Origin of the sequence: Streptococcus sp. 2741 (genome assembly GCF_013276315.1) — a bacterium.
GTDB lineage: Bacteria > Bacillota > Bacilli > Lactobacillales > Streptococcaceae > Streptococcus > Streptococcus pseudopneumoniae.
This window is the reverse complement of record NZ_VMKU01000005.1, coordinates 38,354-54,613: the sequence shown is the minus strand read 5'-3', so window position 1 is coordinate 54,613 and position 16,260 is coordinate 38,354. Positions and strand designations below refer to the sequence as shown.

The 16,260-nt window shown below is 40.2% G+C and carries 15 protein-coding genes, 1 pseudogene and 1 other annotated feature; of the genes and pseudogenes, 2 read left to right on the top strand and 14 right to left on the bottom strand.

Features of this window, described 5'->3' with window-relative positions; translation table 11 throughout:
• Positions 1-109: 109 nt before the first annotated feature.
• Positions 110-327, bottom strand: a binding site (T-box leader).
• A 69-nt stretch (positions 328-396) separates the two neighbouring features.
• From ppc to HT671_RS00745, 14 genes and pseudogenes are all read right to left on the bottom strand, one after another.
• Positions 397-3,093, bottom strand: a complete 2,697-nt coding sequence (ppc, locus tag HT671_RS00810; RefSeq protein WP_000058211.1) for a phosphoenolpyruvate carboxylase — start codon at positions 3,091-3,093, stop codon at positions 397-399.
• Between the two features lie 24 nt (positions 3,094-3,117).
• On the bottom strand, positions 3,118-4,341 hold the full coding sequence (locus HT671_RS00805) for an FtsW/RodA/SpoVE family cell cycle protein (RefSeq protein WP_138703415.1): 1,224 nt from the start codon (positions 4,339-4,341) through the stop codon (positions 3,118-3,120).
• A gap of 153 nt (positions 4,342-4,494) precedes the next feature.
• Positions 4,495-4,811, bottom strand: a pseudogene (locus HT671_RS00800) (transposase family protein); the annotation flags it as partial.
• Between the two features lie 171 nt (positions 4,812-4,982).
• A complete protein-coding gene (gene rlmD, locus HT671_RS00795) occupies positions 4,983-6,353 on the bottom strand; it encodes a 23S rRNA (uracil(1939)-C(5))-methyltransferase RlmD (RefSeq protein WP_138703416.1) in 1,371 nt (456 codons plus the stop codon).
• 73 nt (positions 6,354-6,426) lie between these two features.
• Positions 6,427-7,401: a DUF1002 domain-containing protein gene (locus HT671_RS00790; protein ID WP_001227752.1), complete on the bottom strand. Its 975-nt coding sequence runs from the start codon at positions 7,399-7,401 to the stop codon at positions 6,427-6,429.
• A gap of 73 nt (positions 7,402-7,474) precedes the next feature.
• A complete protein-coding gene (pmp23, locus tag HT671_RS00785; protein WP_000476369.1) occupies positions 7,475-8,089 on the bottom strand; it encodes a cell wall hydrolase Pmp23 in 615 nt (204 codons plus the stop codon).
• Positions 8,089-9,063, bottom strand: a complete 975-nt coding sequence (locus HT671_RS00780) for a nucleoid-associated protein (RefSeq protein ID WP_031222414.1) — start codon at positions 9,061-9,063, stop codon at positions 8,089-8,091. Before HT671_RS00780 ends, pmp23 begins: the two co-directional genes overlap by 1 nt.
• A gap of 7 nt (positions 9,064-9,070) precedes the next feature.
• Complete coding sequence (glyA, locus tag HT671_RS00775) at positions 9,071-10,327, bottom strand: serine hydroxymethyltransferase (RefSeq protein WP_023938113.1); 1,257 nt, start codon at positions 10,325-10,327, stop codon at positions 9,071-9,073.
• A 62-nt stretch (positions 10,328-10,389) separates the two neighbouring features.
• Positions 10,390-10,821 carry a GNAT family N-acetyltransferase gene (locus HT671_RS00770; protein ID WP_138703417.1) on the bottom strand — a complete coding sequence of 144 codons (432 nt, stop codon included), beginning with the start codon at positions 10,819-10,821 and terminating at the stop codon, positions 10,390-10,392.
• 1 nt (position 10,822) lies between these two features.
• Positions 10,823-11,425 carry an L-threonylcarbamoyladenylate synthase gene (locus tag HT671_RS00765; RefSeq protein WP_166735327.1) on the bottom strand — a complete coding sequence of 201 codons (603 nt, stop codon included), beginning with the start codon at positions 11,423-11,425 and terminating at the stop codon, positions 10,823-10,825.
• A complete protein-coding gene (gene prmC, locus HT671_RS00760) occupies positions 11,409-12,245 on the bottom strand; it encodes a peptide chain release factor N(5)-glutamine methyltransferase (protein WP_138703419.1) in 837 nt (278 codons plus the stop codon). Before prmC ends, HT671_RS00765 begins: the two co-directional genes overlap by 17 nt.
• On the bottom strand, positions 12,245-13,324 hold the full coding sequence (gene prfA, locus HT671_RS00755; protein WP_138703420.1) for a peptide chain release factor 1: 1,080 nt from the start codon (positions 13,322-13,324) through the stop codon (positions 12,245-12,247). Before prfA ends, prmC begins: the two co-directional genes overlap by 1 nt.
• Positions 13,325-13,333: 9 nt before the next feature.
• Complete coding sequence (locus HT671_RS00750; RefSeq protein ID WP_138703421.1) at positions 13,334-13,813, bottom strand: GNAT family N-acetyltransferase; 480 nt, start codon at positions 13,811-13,813, stop codon at positions 13,334-13,336.
• Positions 13,803-14,402 carry a thymidine kinase gene (locus HT671_RS00745; protein WP_138703422.1) on the bottom strand — a complete coding sequence of 200 codons (600 nt, stop codon included), beginning with the start codon at positions 14,400-14,402 and terminating at the stop codon, positions 13,803-13,805. The genes HT671_RS00750 and HT671_RS00745 overlap by 11 nt, the downstream gene beginning before the upstream one ends.
• A gap of 122 nt (positions 14,403-14,524) precedes the next feature.
• Here HT671_RS00745 and HT671_RS00740 point away from each other — a divergent pair, with 122 nt between their 5' ends.
• Both HT671_RS00740 and mnmE read left to right on the top strand, forming a co-directional pair.
• Positions 14,525-14,707 carry a 4-oxalocrotonate tautomerase gene (locus HT671_RS00740; protein WP_001117401.1) on the top strand — a complete coding sequence of 61 codons (183 nt, stop codon included), beginning with the start codon at positions 14,525-14,527 and terminating at the stop codon, positions 14,705-14,707.
• Between the two features lie 137 nt (positions 14,708-14,844).
• Positions 14,845-16,218, top strand: a complete 1,374-nt coding sequence (gene mnmE, locus HT671_RS00735) for a tRNA uridine-5-carboxymethylaminomethyl(34) synthesis GTPase MnmE (protein ID WP_000632769.1) — start codon at positions 14,845-14,847, stop codon at positions 16,216-16,218.
• Positions 16,219-16,260 lie beyond the last annotated feature (42 nt).

Genomic DNA, 16,260 nt, shown 5'->3' with positions numbered 1-16,260 from the left:
GGCTAGCTTCCTAGTTTGTACTTTGATTTTCATTGAGTATAAACAAGCGACGCCATCGTTTTCTTTCCATACTAACCTCCATCAAAAAAGTCCTCACACAAAAAACTTGTGTGAGGACGTCGATGCGCGGTACCACCTCAATTATAGGGAATTTCCCTATCGCTCTGTCTCGCAATAACGAGATGCACTGTAAGGTGTGCTCACCGAATTTTTATGATTTCAAATTCTAAATAGCATTCAGCCCAATTTTCATCATCGCCACTTATCTGTTTTCAGCTACCACAGACTCTCTTGAAAGTTTGTACGATTACTTTTCTGAATGGTTAAATTATATCATTTTTAAACTACTTGTCAATAGTCTATTAGAATTTTTTTGATCTTCACTTTTGAAAATGATTAGCCTGAATTACGCAATCCTGTCGCAATTCCGTTGATGGTGATATGAATCAATCGTTCTTGATCACTGGACAATTCTCCACGACGTTGGCGTTTAATCAACTCTAACTGAATATAGTTGAGAATATTAAAGTAAGGCATACGGTAATCCAGACTCGCTTTTAGATATGGATTGTCAGCTAAGAGTTCGTCATGTCCTTCAATAGCCAAGATAACGTTCTTAGTAACTTGCCATTCATTTAAAATAGTCTCATAGATGACCTTAACTTGCTCATCTTCACAAAGTTTAGCATATTCAAAAGCAATATTCATATTTGATTTTGACAAAACCATATCAACATTTGAAAGAAGCGATTGGAAGAAAGGCCAATTTTGGTACATATCTCGTAAGATAGCAATATTCTCTGGATTTTTATCGATAAATTCCTTGAAACTTGAACCAACTCCGTACCATCCAGGGAACATAACACGACTCTGTGACCATGAGAATACCCAAGGGATGGCACGCAAACCACCGATTTCAGTAATCGTCTTACGAGCGGCTGGACGAGAACCAATATTAAAGCTTGAAATAGCCTTGATTGGACTTGACTCGAAGAAATAGTCATAGAAATGCTCATTACCAAAGACCAAATCACGGTAGATATCGTAACTACGGTCCACTACTTGATCCATAATGGCTTCATAACGATTTGAGGTATTGGTATCGCTCTTCTTCTGCGTAATCATACGGTTAATAGCTGCCGATACTAGCATTTCAAGGTTATAGTAGGCAGCATCTTTGTTACCGTATTTATTGCCAATTACTTCTCCTTGCTCCGTCAAGCGGATACGATCCTTGATAGACTTGAGCGGTTGAGAGGTGATAGCCTCATAGGTTGGCCCACCACCACGACCGACAGTCCCACCACGACCATGGAAGAAGGTAACCTTAACGCCAAATTCATCTCCAATAGCAGTCAATTGTTGTTGAGCCTTGTAAAGGGTCCAACATGATGATAAGTAACCGCCATCTTTATTACTATCAGAGTAACCAAGCATGATTTCTTGGTAGTTATTGCGTGAAGCAATCCATTTTTTGGCAAGGCTAAGAGAAAGATATTTTCTCATTGTTTCCTCTGAATGATCCAAGTCTTCAATTGTTTCAAAAAGGGGCACAATCTGAACACGCGCCCTTTCCGTATCCACCAATCCTACTTCTTTTAATAGAATAGCTAATTCTAGCATATCAGAAAGGCTGGTAGCATGTGAAATGATGGTCTGACGGATGACATCATCGCCCAACTTATCTTTCAAAACACGAGCCGTCTTAAAAATAGCTAGTTCTTTTGCTAATAATTCTGATTTTTCTGCGTGAGTCGCAGAAAGAATTCGGGGATCTTCTTCTAATTCTTTCAAGAGAAGGTCACACTTTTCTTCTTCACTCAACTCACTATAGCGAGAATGAATTCCTGCTGATTTCAAGAGTTCTGCCACACAGGCTTCATAGACGCTAGAGTCTTGTCGCATATCAATTGATGCTAGGTAAAAACCAAATATCTCTACTGCCTGCAATAATTCCACAAAATCACCTGAAATCAAGGACTCGCCCTTATTTTCTAGTAGAGAATCTCGAATGGCAATCAAATCCTTGTAGAAATCATTGGCGGTTTCATAGCGAGTCCCAACTTCCTTATCCTCAATCAGATAGGTTTTTGTTGCTTGGATTTTTGATTGAATATCAAACAAGGCACGACGGTAAAGCTCTTTTTCGCGGTAAATCGAGTTATCCTTGGATTGACGAGCCATTTCTCTGACTTGCTTGCTGACGTTGACAATGCTAGTTGAAAGAGAAAATTCACGATAAAGTTGGTAAATCTTTTCATCATAATAGTTCATGATGACTTCACACTGAGTAAGTGCAGACTGTTTCAAGGTCTCTGCTGTAACAAAGGGATTACCATCACGGTCTCCACCAATCCACATTCCCATGGTGATCGGTTTAGCCTGTTTTAAATTCAATCCATGCGCTTGCGCTAAGCGCTTATACTCCGTCGTCAAATGAGGTACAGCTTTCAAAAAGGAGCTGTTGTAATATTCCATAGCATTCGTGATTTCGTTAGTCACTTTTAATTTTTTCTCACGAATCATGTCTGTCTGCATGATAATTTCGATATAACGACGCAAATCATTGTGCCATTTTTCTTTATTGATCAACCCCAACTTAACATCACGGTATTTACGCAAAAGACTATGAATATGATTTGTTAAATCCAACATACTTTTGCGTTGCACTTGTGTTGGATGGGCTGTCAAAACAGGGACAACATTCAAGTGTTCAAGAATTTCAGCGGCATTTTCTTTTTCAGCAACCATTTTGATCGTTGTTGATAATTTACCTAAATAGTCCTGATCAATATTATTTTGATGATTGATTTCATAAGCTAAATCCACATCCTCTGAAATATTAATCAAAAGAGGTAAGATTGAAAAATAGCGTGAAATATAGACCATTTCATCATTTGATAAGCTAGTCACTAGACGGTTTAGACCTTGATAATCTTCCTGCGTTGATAATTCTTTCAACTGCATGATTTTTTCAAAGGTCTCTGGGGCAAGCATATTTTTAGTAATATCTTCCAGCAATTCTGTTAGAATCAATACTTCTTCTTGCACAACACTTTTATTACTATAATTTTCTAATTTTTGAAGAGACATAGACTATCCTTTCTTTATTCTACTTCACAGAAGGTTCATTGGTTGATTTTCCAATTCTCGGTACAACTTAGCGCGTTTTTCACTGGCATCAATATTTAAGACAAAGGCCACTGCCACTGATAAGACTAGAAGACTATTCCCCCCCTGGGATAAGAAGGGGAAGGTTACTCCTGTAGATGGAATCAAGCCCGAAATCCCTCCGATATTGACAAATACCTGAACCAACATCATCCCTCCGACACCGAGTGCAACCATGGCATTGAAAGGATTCTCCGCTCGGATACCGACCAAGATAATCCGCAAAATCATGAAAAACAAGAGAGCTAAAATAAGACTGGCACCAACAAAGCCAAATTCTTCAATCACGATAGAAAAGACAAAGTCTGTATGAGCTTCTGGTAAATAACCTCGTTTTTCAATCGAATTCCCAAGACCTAGACCAAACCAACCGCCATTGACCATGGCAAAATAAGAATTAGATAACTGGTGACCCGCATCAGCACGATCGGCAAAAGGATTAAAAAAGGCACTAAAGCGCTTGGCCACATAGCCAAATACTGGAATTTTTGAAAAGGTCTCAACACCGATTAGGCTGATAGTGGTCAAGACAAAGACAGAAGCGGCAGATACGAGCGCCAGAATGGTTGAAAACCAGCGATAAGCGATTCCACTAACTGTATACATAATCAAGGAAACCAAGACTAAAATAGTCGCATTTCCTAAATCAGGGAAAATTCCCAAACTTCCAATCAGAACTAGGAGAACGAATCGCCAATCATTAAAAGCACGGGGAAGCCATTGATTTTGAGTCAAAACTTGAAAATCATAAATAGCTATTTCTTCTTGCTGTTTGGAGAATCGGTGAGCCAAATACCAAATAATAATGATTTTCAAGTACTCAGCTGGCTGAATAGTTACTCCTGCAACCGAAATCCAACCGTATGCCCCGTTTACGGAAATACCAATAAAACGAGCCAAGAACAATAAAAGCATTTCTATCAATATAACTAAAATGATTAGTCGCTCATTTCTCAAAAAATCTAGTCTTAATTTATAAATTAAGGCAATCAGTATTAAACTAACAATCCAAAAGATTCCTTGATTTCGAACCAATTGCAAGGCGCTCTTGCCTTCTTCGATTAAAATAGCACTGGTGGTCGAATAGACCACAATCAAGCCCAAAATAGATAAAAGAAAGTAGGGAATCAAGATGGAATAATTTAATAAGTGCCTCTTACTAATCTTCATAGTATCACCACTCTACTAGGATACAGACAAATCTGTTCCAAATTCCGTTTTATTTTCTAGTTTTGATTGCTATTATACCATTTTTTCAGAAAGAAAAAAACTCTTACCTTACAATCCTTCACAATCCTTCGAATTTTACTATTTTTACAGAATTAAGGCAGAATTTGAAATCGTAAAACTATTTTGAATAAGAGTTGCTTCAACCCATTGGCTCCGACGGATTAAGTTGCTTTCGTGAATGCCAAAATCAGCCGCAATTTGTTCATAAGTGCTCTATTCTCGCATGTATTGAATAGTTAGCATGAGGAGACCAGGAGACCGTCTAGGCTTAATTTGGGTTTTCGTCCACTTTTGCGCGTTTACGTTGCGTTGATAAGCTGTTTTTAACACAGCTAACATCTCGTGCGCTGAACACCTACAAGGCTCTTGAAACGGCTATCGCTTAATTGTTTACTTGCTTCATCATCCATAGTTTTATTGTATTGTATTTTTGTTTCGCAGGAAGTCTATTATTCCTTTCGTTCCAAGGTTTTTACGCTTTTAGCAACAAGCTTACACACTGAGCGTTTCGGACTTACCATATCATTTCGTCGTAAACTCCTTACTCTACGACAGCTATCCCATGGGCGGAGAATCTACTTCTACTTCGCTGATGACTCAGCTCGTACAAGCAATCCTACACACTCCACGTGATGCGTTTGCGGAAAAAGATCCACCGGCTGGACTTTCTTCAACTCGTATCCCAAATCTTGGTAGAGTTTGATATCACGCGCCATGGTTGCGACATTGCATGAGATATAGGCGATGCGGTCAGCTCCTGTTTGGGTACTAGCTTTGATAAAACTCTCGGTGAGTCCTTTTCTTGGTGGATCAACTAGGATAAGGCTTGGTTGAATTCCATCTTTAAGCCAATTCTTCATGGCGTTTTCAGCTGTGTCACAGACATAGTTGGCATTTGAAATATTGTTCAGTTGAGCATTCTTCTTACTATTCTCAACCGCTTCTGGAATTACTTCAACACCATAGACTTCCTTGACGTGTTTCGCAACAGAAATACCAATCGTCCCGATACCAGAATAGGCATCAATGACCACATCATCTTCTTTTAATTCAGCAAAGTCAATAGCTGTTTGATAAAGTTTTTCAGCCATTTCAGTATTGACTTGGTAAAAAGCAGGTCCAGCGATTTGGTAATCATTTCCCAACATCTGGTCAGTAATAAAGTCTTGTCCATAAAGTGTGTACCATTCCTTACCAAAAATCGCATTGGTGTTTTGGTCGTTGATATTTTGCATAACAGACACAATCTCTGGGAACTGCTTGATTAGTTGTTCAATCAATTGGTCGACACGAAAAATTTTAGGACGAGTTGTTACTAAAATGACCATAATTTGACCTGAATAGTGTCCGCGACGCACCACAAGGTTTCGAATCAAGCCAGCTTGTTCCTTTTCATCATAAGGTTTCAAATCATAACGACGGAGCAAGTCACGTAGACCTACTACTACCTCATCAATCACAGAATCTTGTATAAAGAAATCTTCCAAAGGCATGAGGTCGTGGGAATTCTTACGGAAAAATCCTGTTTCCAAAACACCATTCACTCGACGAACAGGGACCTGTGCTTTGTTACGGTACTTGACTGGATTTTCCATACCTAAAGTTTCAGCAACCTCTATATCATCAATTCCAGCAATCTTATATAGACTGTCTTTGACTTGCTTGGTTTTAAACTTGAGCTGTTCTGGATAGGCAAGATGACCTAAATCCGCGATTCCTGAACGCAGGTAAGCCAAATCTAAATCTTGATTACGGTGTGGTGATTGGACAAGGTATTCTTCAACTTTCCCAAAACCAATCTTTTTATTAACCTTGAGGACACGCATAAGGATTTTTTCACTCGGTAAAGCATTCTCAACAAAAAATACCAAACCATCCACCTTGGCAACTCCTGCCCCTTCATGGGTCAAGTCAACAATCTCAACTTCTACAATATCATTTTTCTTTAACATTATTTTCTCTTTCTATTGGCCGACAAAAAAGACGGCAACGTTAGGGTTACCATCTATTATACCATGAAATTTCTTAAGAACCAAAACTCTTGAAGAAGTTGACAATGGCTTGCCAGAGGGAACTTAAGAAGTTCCCACCGTCCTCTAGCGCCTTATCAGCATCAAAGTTAAGGTTGATATTTTTAAAACTGTCGCCAGCTTGTGAAACAATACTTTGTTTAAGGTCATTTAGAGTTTTAGTGAAGTCTGTATTGCTAAGAATATCACTTTTTGAGAGATTCAAAGCAAAATTGATGATGATATTGATTTGGTTTCCTGTTATAACCTGATCAAGTTTGTAATTTTTCAAGGTATCTTCAACAATTTTACGGACATCTTCCTCTGTCAGATTTCCCTTACTTTCTTTAGCTTTGGCGAGTCCTGACTTAATATCTGCTAAGGCAACGTTTAATTTATTAGCATCATAGCCTGTTTTGTCCTTGTTTTCAGCATTGATATCGGACAAAGCCTTTAGCTCTTCTTGAGCCAAATCTTTGTTGGCTTGTGGCACCTTGGCTCCATTAGCTTCTAGCGAATAATAAATCCCTGCTAAAGCACTCTCACCTGTAACTGGAATAGGGGCTGCTACAGTGATTTTAGCATGTTCCACACCCAAGGTTACTGCTGCATTTCGGTACATATCCTGAGTCACCTTAGTGATGTTCTCTGGTGTTTCAATCTTGACCTCAAGTGGCGACTTGTCACCTAGTTTTTGAATCTTGGCTGATGAATACAATTGTAAGCTAGAGTCATTGGCCACATTCATAATCTTAGAATAGACATCAGGTGTCATGGTCTTGAGTTCTTTGGTGTCTGTTGAGGCATTGTAGCCTAGTTTTTTAAGGGTTTGATTTTTTTGATCTTCAGACAATGATGAACCTAGGACATATTCAGGTTGAACATAGGTTTCATCGATAACTTTTTGAACATCTGTTGCTGCATGGGCGCTATTCATAGCTGTTACTGCCCACAAGACCGCAGCACTGGTCAGAAAGAGTTTCTTTCTCATAGGGAATTCCCTCCTTTACCTTTTTAGAGTAATATATCTATCTTAAAGAAAACTTATAACAAAAACACCTGGATTAGCCAGATGTTGAAAAGAGAGTGAAACATTTGATGATGTAAAGGTTAAGATGAACCTGCCTAGAATAGTAATAGTTTCCTCCATTTACATAAAGTTCAGCACCGTGAAAAATGGAAATAGGGTGAATATAACTATAAGTCTTTCCAGTGGTATTACCAAGCAAGGGAGCAACAGTCTCACGAGAGTACTGTTTGGCCAGAGCCAAGGTATTTTCCTTGCCATTTTGGGCGATAAAATCGATATAGGCTGGTCCAAAATTATAGGCTTGAACAGCCGTCCAGACATCAACACCCTGCTTCTGGGCCAGATAGAGATTGTCTGTCAGAGTTTGAACGCCTTGCCGAATGCTAGAGGCGTTATCATTTATGGTGTTGGTGGAACCACTGGCAGACTCACTAGACTGCATGACGTCGCCTTCTTTTCCTTTTGTTTCGGTATAAATCATAGCGAGCACAAGCTCTTCGTTTGCTGGGGTGTCTTTTTCACTCAAGATTTCTCGCACCATGGGTTGATAGGTCATAACTTGCTTAACATCTTGGTGAATGCGGTAAGCTTTATATCCAGCAAAAAGGAAGACTGCTAGTACAAGCACTCTTCGAATTCGTTTAAACATTATTTACTTTGGATATCCTCGATATTTTTGATTAAGATAGAGTAGGTTCCATTGTCGTTTTGGATAAACTCAACAGACTCGGCGTCTTGATAGACGTTATTGGGAACGATGAGCTCAATTCCATTTGACAAGGAAAGTTTTTGATTTTCAAATTTCTTTAATTGGCGACTGGCATCAATTTCATCAAATTGAACAGGTTCTGGTACGGCTTCTTTGACTTGGTCAATAAAGCTCAAACGAGCCGTCAGATTGTTGTCAAAAAGGTCATTGGCCAGTTTCTCTGGTGACAATTCATTGCTTTCTTCTAGGTTGTTGAAAATCGCTGATTTGACCTTGGATTGAAATTGAAAATCATCTGTGTTAAAAGTCTCAGCAATGCGCTGTGCTGTTTTTTCCAATTCCTTGATAGATTTCTTAGGAGAAATCTTAGGAGCGACAGCAAGAAGATTATCTGAAAAATAGTTCAAGAAAGCCCCGTTATACTTGATTCGTTTTTCAATCAGATGGTACTTGCGACTCTGAAGATTAACCACCAAGGCCTCATCAGCCCCTGTTCCAAATCCAGGCAGGTTATTCTGAGTCAGCTTGATTGGATTATCAACTTCTCCTCCGAGGTGAGTCAAGGTCTCACGCAGGGCAATTCTCAAGAAAGCGAAATGTTCCACACCTTCTTTAGACAATTGCACAAAAATCAAGTCATTGGTCTTGAGATTTTCAGAAATGCTAAACTCCTCTTTCCAGAGATTAGCCAGTGTTACTGATGTCTCCAATAAATCGTCTGTGATGTGATTGAAGAAGGGATTTTCTTCCTCGAAAATCCCAGTCTTGGCTTCATCTGAATACACACGTTCAATTTTTTTACGCAGGTATTCTTCGATTTTTGGAGTAATATTGAGAAGCTTATCCGCTAGGAACAGCTCGGTATCATCCGGACTGAACTGGTGAATAATGGCTTTCTTAATATAAATGTCCATAAAAGTTTTAGTCCTCGTATAATGGGAAGGCATCTGTCAATTCTTTGACTGCACTTCTCACTTCTTCTAATACAGCCTCATTTTCTGCATTTTTAAGGGTTTTAATGATGAGTTCAGCCACTTTGCGACTTTCTTCTTCACCAAATCCACGTGCAGTAATGGCTGCTGCTCCGATACGAATCCCACTTGTCTTGAATGGTGACAAGGTTTCGTAAGGGATTGAATTTTTATTTAGGGTAATATTGACTTCATCCAGCAAGTTTTGAGCAACTTTTCCGTTTTCTACAACCTTAGTCACATCAACAAGGAAGAGATGGTTTTCAGTTCCACCTGAAATAATACGGAAATCAGGGTCTTGCAAGAAGACATCTGCCATAGCCTTGCTGTTCTTAATTACATTGGCAGCATATTCCTTGAAGGCTGGATCCAAAACTTCTTTGAAGGAAACTGCCTTAGCCGCCACAACATGCTCTAAAGGACCGCCCTGAATACCTGGGAAAATAGCTGAATTGATTTTTTTAGCAAGTTCTTCGTCATTGGTCAAAATCAAACCACCACGAGGTCCACGAAGGGTTTTGTGGGTCGTTGTTGTAGTGATATGAGCGTATGGTACTGGGCTTGGATGAAGGCCAGCCGCAACCAAACCAGCGATATGAGCCATATCTACCATGAGCTTAGCACCAACGGCATCTGCAATTTCACGGAATTTTGAAAAGTCGATAATTTGAGAATAGGCTGAAGCACCTGCTACGATCAATTTTGGTTTTACTTCTTGGGCTTGCTTCAATATAGCATCAAAGTCCAATAATTCCGTTTCAGGATCTACACTATAAGAAACAAAGTTGTAGGTTTGACCTGAGAAGCTAACTGGAGCTCCGTGGGTCAAGTGTCCACCTGCTGCTAAATCCATCCCCATAACGGTATCACCTGGCTCAATCAAGGCCATGTAAGCCGCACAGTTGGCTTGGCTTCCTGAGTGAGGTTGGACATTAGCAAATTTTGCACCGAAAATTTCTTTTGCGCGTTCAATAGCAAGAGTCTCTACCACGTCTACCACATCCGTTCCACCATAATAACGGCGGCCTGGGTAACCCTCGGCATATTTGTTTGTCAAGATAGACCCTTGAGCTGCCATAACAGCCTTGGAAACTACGTTTTCCGAAGCAATCAACTCGATATTATTCTGTTGGCGTTCTTCTTCTTTGGCAATAGCATTCCAGAGATCAGCATCGTATGCTTTAAAATCATCTTTGTCAAAAATCATAGGTCTTCTCCTTTTATTGTGTGACTAGTCCATTAGTTTAATTTTCTTATTAGAAAATCAAACTAAAAGATGCGAATAAACCGTTTCTGCATTTTATCACAAGTATAACCAACTTTTTCATAAAATGCATGAGCACCCAGACGATGATCGGCAGAGTTTAAGCGGATAAACCCATAACCACGTCTTTTTGCTTCTTCTTCCAACCCTTGTAATAAGCTTTTACCAATACCTTGACCTTGCGCTTGAGGTGAAACTGCTAAAGCTAAAATATTAAATCCTGCTTTAGAATAAAGTGATTCATAGACCTCAGCGTGGACATATCCAAGCAAGGCATGACTAGCTTCATTCTCATAGCCAAGTAGGAAATGATGGGAATCCTGAGATAGTCTAGCAAATTGACTAGCCGTGTCCTCTGGACTAAAAGAATAACCCAAAGCCTCTTGGTTGATCTCACATATAGCGTTCACATCAGTTTCTCTTAAACCTCTTAGCATCTCATTCCTCCTCAAAAGAAATCTCTGGCAACTGAGCAAGAATATCTTCTCGCTTAATCGCCCCTTGGCGTAAGATTTTCACCTTGTCTCCAGACAAGTCCAAAATAGTTGAATCCTGTCCAGTTAGAAAAGCATCGTCTTCCAGACCCAGAACCTCTTGGTCAAAATCCTTCAGAATTTGATTAAAGGTCACTCCACTTGCCTGACCTGAAATATTGGCAGACGGCCCAATCAGGGGTCCTGTCACTCGAATTAAATCCAGTGTGATAGGGTGACTGGGCATCCGAAATCCAACAGTCGCGAGGCCAGAATTGACCCAATAGGGGACTCTGTCATTAGCTTCGAGAATAATGGTCAATGAACCTGGTAAAAAGGTCTCTACAAGTTTTTGAAGATAGGTTGGCTGATTCTTTGAAAAGTGCAAGATATCCTCTAAAGAGGCAATATTGAGATTGAGTGCCTTATCTCTAGGACGACATTTTAGTTGGTAAACATGGTCAACTGCTTTTTCGTCTAGCGCCTTGGCAAAAAGACCGTAAACTGTCTCTGTAGGTAGAACGACAGCTCCACCCTTTTCCAACTCTTGTTTAATCCTGTCCATCATCAACCACGACCATCCTATCTTGACCAAATTGGTCCTTAAGTGTTCTTACACGTTTTTCAGGAAGATGTTTCCTAAAAAGTTCAGGAACACTTTGACCTTGCTTGTATCCAATTTCAAGGTAAATCTTACCACCATCTTTGAGATAGTCTTTTGCATCTTCCGCAATTCTACGGTAAATAGCTAGGCCATCCTCGTCTGCAAAGAGAGCTAGATGAGGCTCCGAATGCAAAACATTCAAGCCGACCTCTGACTCATCTTCACGAGAGATATAGGGTGGATTGGAAACAATTATATCATATTTTTCAGAAATTTCTGTAAAACAGTCAGATTTTTTTAAAAATATTTGAAGATTTTGATTTTTAGCATTTTCGCTAGCTAAATCTAAAGCATCTTGGGAAATATCTGCTGCTGTCACTGACCAATCTTGTTTGTTTTTTGCTAAGGCGAGAGCAATAGCTCCACTACCTGTTCCAATATCCAGAACTGAAAGATTCGTCTCAGGATTTTCAGCCAGGATAAGCTCCACTAACTCCTCTGTCTCTGGACGGGGAATCAAAACCCGCTCATCCACTTTTAGCTGCATTCCATAAAAATCTGCCTGTCCAATGATGTACTGTGCCGGTTTATGAGCTGCTAACTGTTGGAAAATTCCTTTTACAAATACTTCTTCCTCTTCCGTCACTTCCTGCTGGAGGGCAAAAATGAAATCTGTAAAAGATAGATTTTTCAGGCTACGATAGACAAAAGAGAGGCTTTCTGCTTCCTCTCCCTGTCTTATCAATTCTTCTTCAAAATCTGAAAATAATTGAGCTAATTTCATTATTTGTTTAATTCTTCTAATTTTTGTGTTTGGTCATAGAGCACCAAGGCATCCACAACTTCGTCCAATTTACCAGACAAAATCGTATCTAGTTTTTGGAGGGTCAAGCCGATACGGTGGTCTGTGACACGGTTTTGTGGGAAGTTATAAGTTCGGATTCGTTCTGAACGGTCACCAGTACCGATTGTCGACTTACGCTCAGCGTCCTGCTCATCTTGAGCAATCTGAGCAAAGTGGTCAGCAACACGGGCACGGATGATTTTCATGGCCTTCTCACGGTTTTTCTGCTGGGTACGTTCTTCTTGCATCTCAACCTTGATATTGGTTGGCAAGTGAACGATACGCACGGCAGTCGCAACCTTATTGACGTTCTGACCACCAGCACCTGATGCGTGGTAAATATCAACACGAAGATCTTTTGGATCGATATCGTATTCTACTTCTTCGACTTCAGGCATGACAAGAACTGTGGCAGTTGAGGTATGAACACGACCTTGGCTTTCTGTCACGGGGACACGCTGCACACGGTGGGCACCTGATTCATACTTAAGCTTAGAGTATACAGACTGACCTGAAACCATAGCAACCACTTCTTTAAAACCACCGACACCATTCATAGAGGCTTCCATGACTTCAAAGCGCCAACCTTGGGCTTCCGCATACTTTTGGTACATAGTTAGCAAATCTCCAGCGAAAAGTGCCGCTTCGTCACCACCAGCCGCTCCACGAATTTCAAGGATGATGTTCTTGTCATCGTTTGGATCCTTTGGAAGGAGCAAAATTTTGAGTTTTTCTTCGTATTCTTCTTTTTCAGCCTTGGCATCTTTGAGCTCTTGCTTGGCCATTTCTTCCAAGTCTGCATCTCCACCTGATTCCTTAATCATCTCTTCAGCATCAACGATGTTTTGAAGAACTTGTTTGTATTCTCGGTAAACCGTCACTGTATCACGGCTTGAAGCCTCTTCTTTTGAGAGCTCCATGAAACGCTTGGTGTCCGAAACCACATCCGGGTCACTGAGCAATTCTCCTAATTCTTCATAACGGTCTTCTACAGCTTGTAGTTGATCATAGATGTTCATTTTTTCTCCTTATTTCTCAATTGTTAAATCGTATATTGCTACTACTTCGTTCTCAAATATTTCCCCAGTTTCTTTAAATCCATAACTGAGGTAACAAGATCTTGCATGTTCATTTTCTGGTTCATAAGACAACCAAAGTTTATTGCTTAAACCTGCTGGCGCTGTCCGAACATAGTCTAGTACTTTATACATAATTGGTTTAAAATATCCTTGATTTTGAAAATTCTTATCAATCATAAAACGAAATAGTAAATAATTTCCACTACTAATTCCGATCTTTTTATCATAAGCTATCATCACAAAACCTATAATTGCATCATTATCATAAACTGCCAATGGAGCTACAAAATCTCCATTTTTAGTATAGACATATGCTTCAGCTAAACTAATTGCGTTGGTTGCAATGAATTGTTTTTGATATTCCTTGACATCCAAATTCAAAACATCAAAATAATTTTCCATTGTAACATCTCTTAGTTCAATTGTCATAGTTTTGCTCCTTGTCAGAGGTTATCATTGGCGCAAAATAATGTTTACGGCAAACCGAGATATAGGTTTCATTACCACCAATCTGGATCTGTTCTCCATCGTAAACGGGCAGTCCATCCTGTGTTCGCAACACCATGGTCGCCTTTTTCTTGCAATACTGACAGATGGTCTTGATTTCGTCAATCTTGTCTGCTAAAAGCAAGAGATATTTGGAACCTTCGAACAATTCATTGCGAAAGTCATTTTTCAAGCCAAAAGCCATGACGGGTATGTCTAACTCGTCCACAACACGAGCTAGGTCGTAAACATGGTGGCGTTTAAGAAACTGGGCTTCATCGACCAAAACACAATAAGGTTTTTCTGGTAGGTCTCGGATATAGCCAAAGATATCCGTTGTTTCCTCAATCGCAAGGGCAGGGCGTTTCATGCCAATTCGACTCGACACATAGCCAACACCGTCACGCGTATCCAGAGCCGAGGTCATAATGACAACACCTTTTCCTTGCTCCTCGTAGTTATAGGCCACTTTGAGAATCTCAATCGTTTTACCAGAGTTCATGGTCCCATAACGATAATACAACTGTGCCATGTTTCTTGCTTCACGTCCATTTCTAAATTTTTGCTACATTCTAGTATATCATAATTTTCTGAAGCTTTAAACGGCAAAATGTGGTAAAATGGAAGAAATCAAAACTAGTGGAGGAAGCTATTATGCCATTTGTACGCATCGATTTATTTGAAGGACGCACGCTCGAGCAAAAGAAAGCTCTTGCTAAGGAAGTAACGGAAGCAGTTGTCCGCAACACTGGAGCCCCTCAATCTGCTGTCCATGTCATCATCAACGACATGCCAGAAGGAACTTACTTCCCACAAGGGGAAATGCGTACTAAATAAGCTAGCTTAAGCAGAATTGCTTAGGCTTTTTCAATCTCCAAGTAGCATCCATTGAAGAAATAGTTCAAATTTGTTACAATTTGAAAAGAGACTTGGAAAAATTTCCAAGAAAAGAGTTATTGATTAAAGGAAACATTATGATTACACGAGAATTTGATACCATCGCTGCTATCTCTACTCCACTAGGTGAAGGGGCTATTGGTATTGTCCGCTTGAGCGGAACAGAAAGTTTTGCTATTGCGCAAAAGATTTTTAAAGGAAAATACTTGAGTCAGGTTGCTAGCCATACACTTAACTACGGTCACATCGTTGACCCTCAAAATGGTAAGGTCATGGACGAGGTTATGGTTGGAGCCATGAAGTCTCCAAAAACCTTCACTCGTGAAGATATTATCGAGATTAACACTCACGGTGGGATTGCGGTGACCAATGAGATTCTCCAGCTAGCTATCCGTGAAGGAGCTCGGTTGGCAGAACCTGGTGAATTTACCAAACGTGCCTTCCTAAATGGACGTGTTGACTTGACTCAGGCTGAAGCCGTTATGGACATCATCCGTGCTAAGACAGACAAGGCTATGAACATTGCAGTTAAACAATTAGACGGCTCACTTTCTGACCTTATTAACAATATCCGTCAAGAAATCCTTAACACACTTGCCCAAGTCGAGGTCAATATCGACTATCCTGAGTATGACGATGTTGAAGAAGCGACTACTGCTGTGGTCCGAGAAAAGACAATGGAGTTTGAACAATTACTAACCAATCTCCTTAGAACAGCCCGTCGCGGTAAAATCCTTCGTGAAGGAATTTCCACTGCCATCATCGGACGCCCCAACGTTGGGAAATCAAGCCTTCTCAACAACCTCTTACGTGAAGATAAGGCAATCGTAACCGATATTGCTGGTACGACACGTGATGTCATTGAAGAATACGTCAACATCAACGGTGTTCCCCTAAAATTGATTGACACAGCTGGTATTCGTGAAACGGATGATATCGTTGAACAAATCGGTGTCGAGCGTTCGAAAAAAGCCCTCAAGGAAGCTGACCTAGTACTACTAGTGTTAAATGCTAGTGAACCACTAACCGCCCAAGACCGCCAACTCCTAGAAATCAGCCAAGAAACCAACCGAATTATTCTCCTTAACAAAACTGACCTGCCAGAAGTTATTGAAACCTCTGAACTTCCAGAAGATGTCATTCGCATTTCAGTCCTTAAAAATCAAAATATCGATAAGATTGAAGAGAGAATCAACAACCTCTTCTTTGAAAATGCTGGTTTGGTTGAGCAAGACGCAACCTACCTGTCAAATGCTCGTCACATTTCCCTGATTGAAAAAGCAGTTGAAAGCCTACAAGCTGTTAACCAAGGTCTTGAACTAGGGATGCCAGTTGACTTGCTTCAAGTTGACTTGACTCGTACTTGGGAAATCCTCGGAGAAATCACTGGAGATGCTGCTCCAGATGAACTCATCACCCAACTCTTTAGCCAATTCTGTTTAGGAAAATAAGAAAAATCCATGCTCGTTATTGCGGTCATGGATTTTATTGTC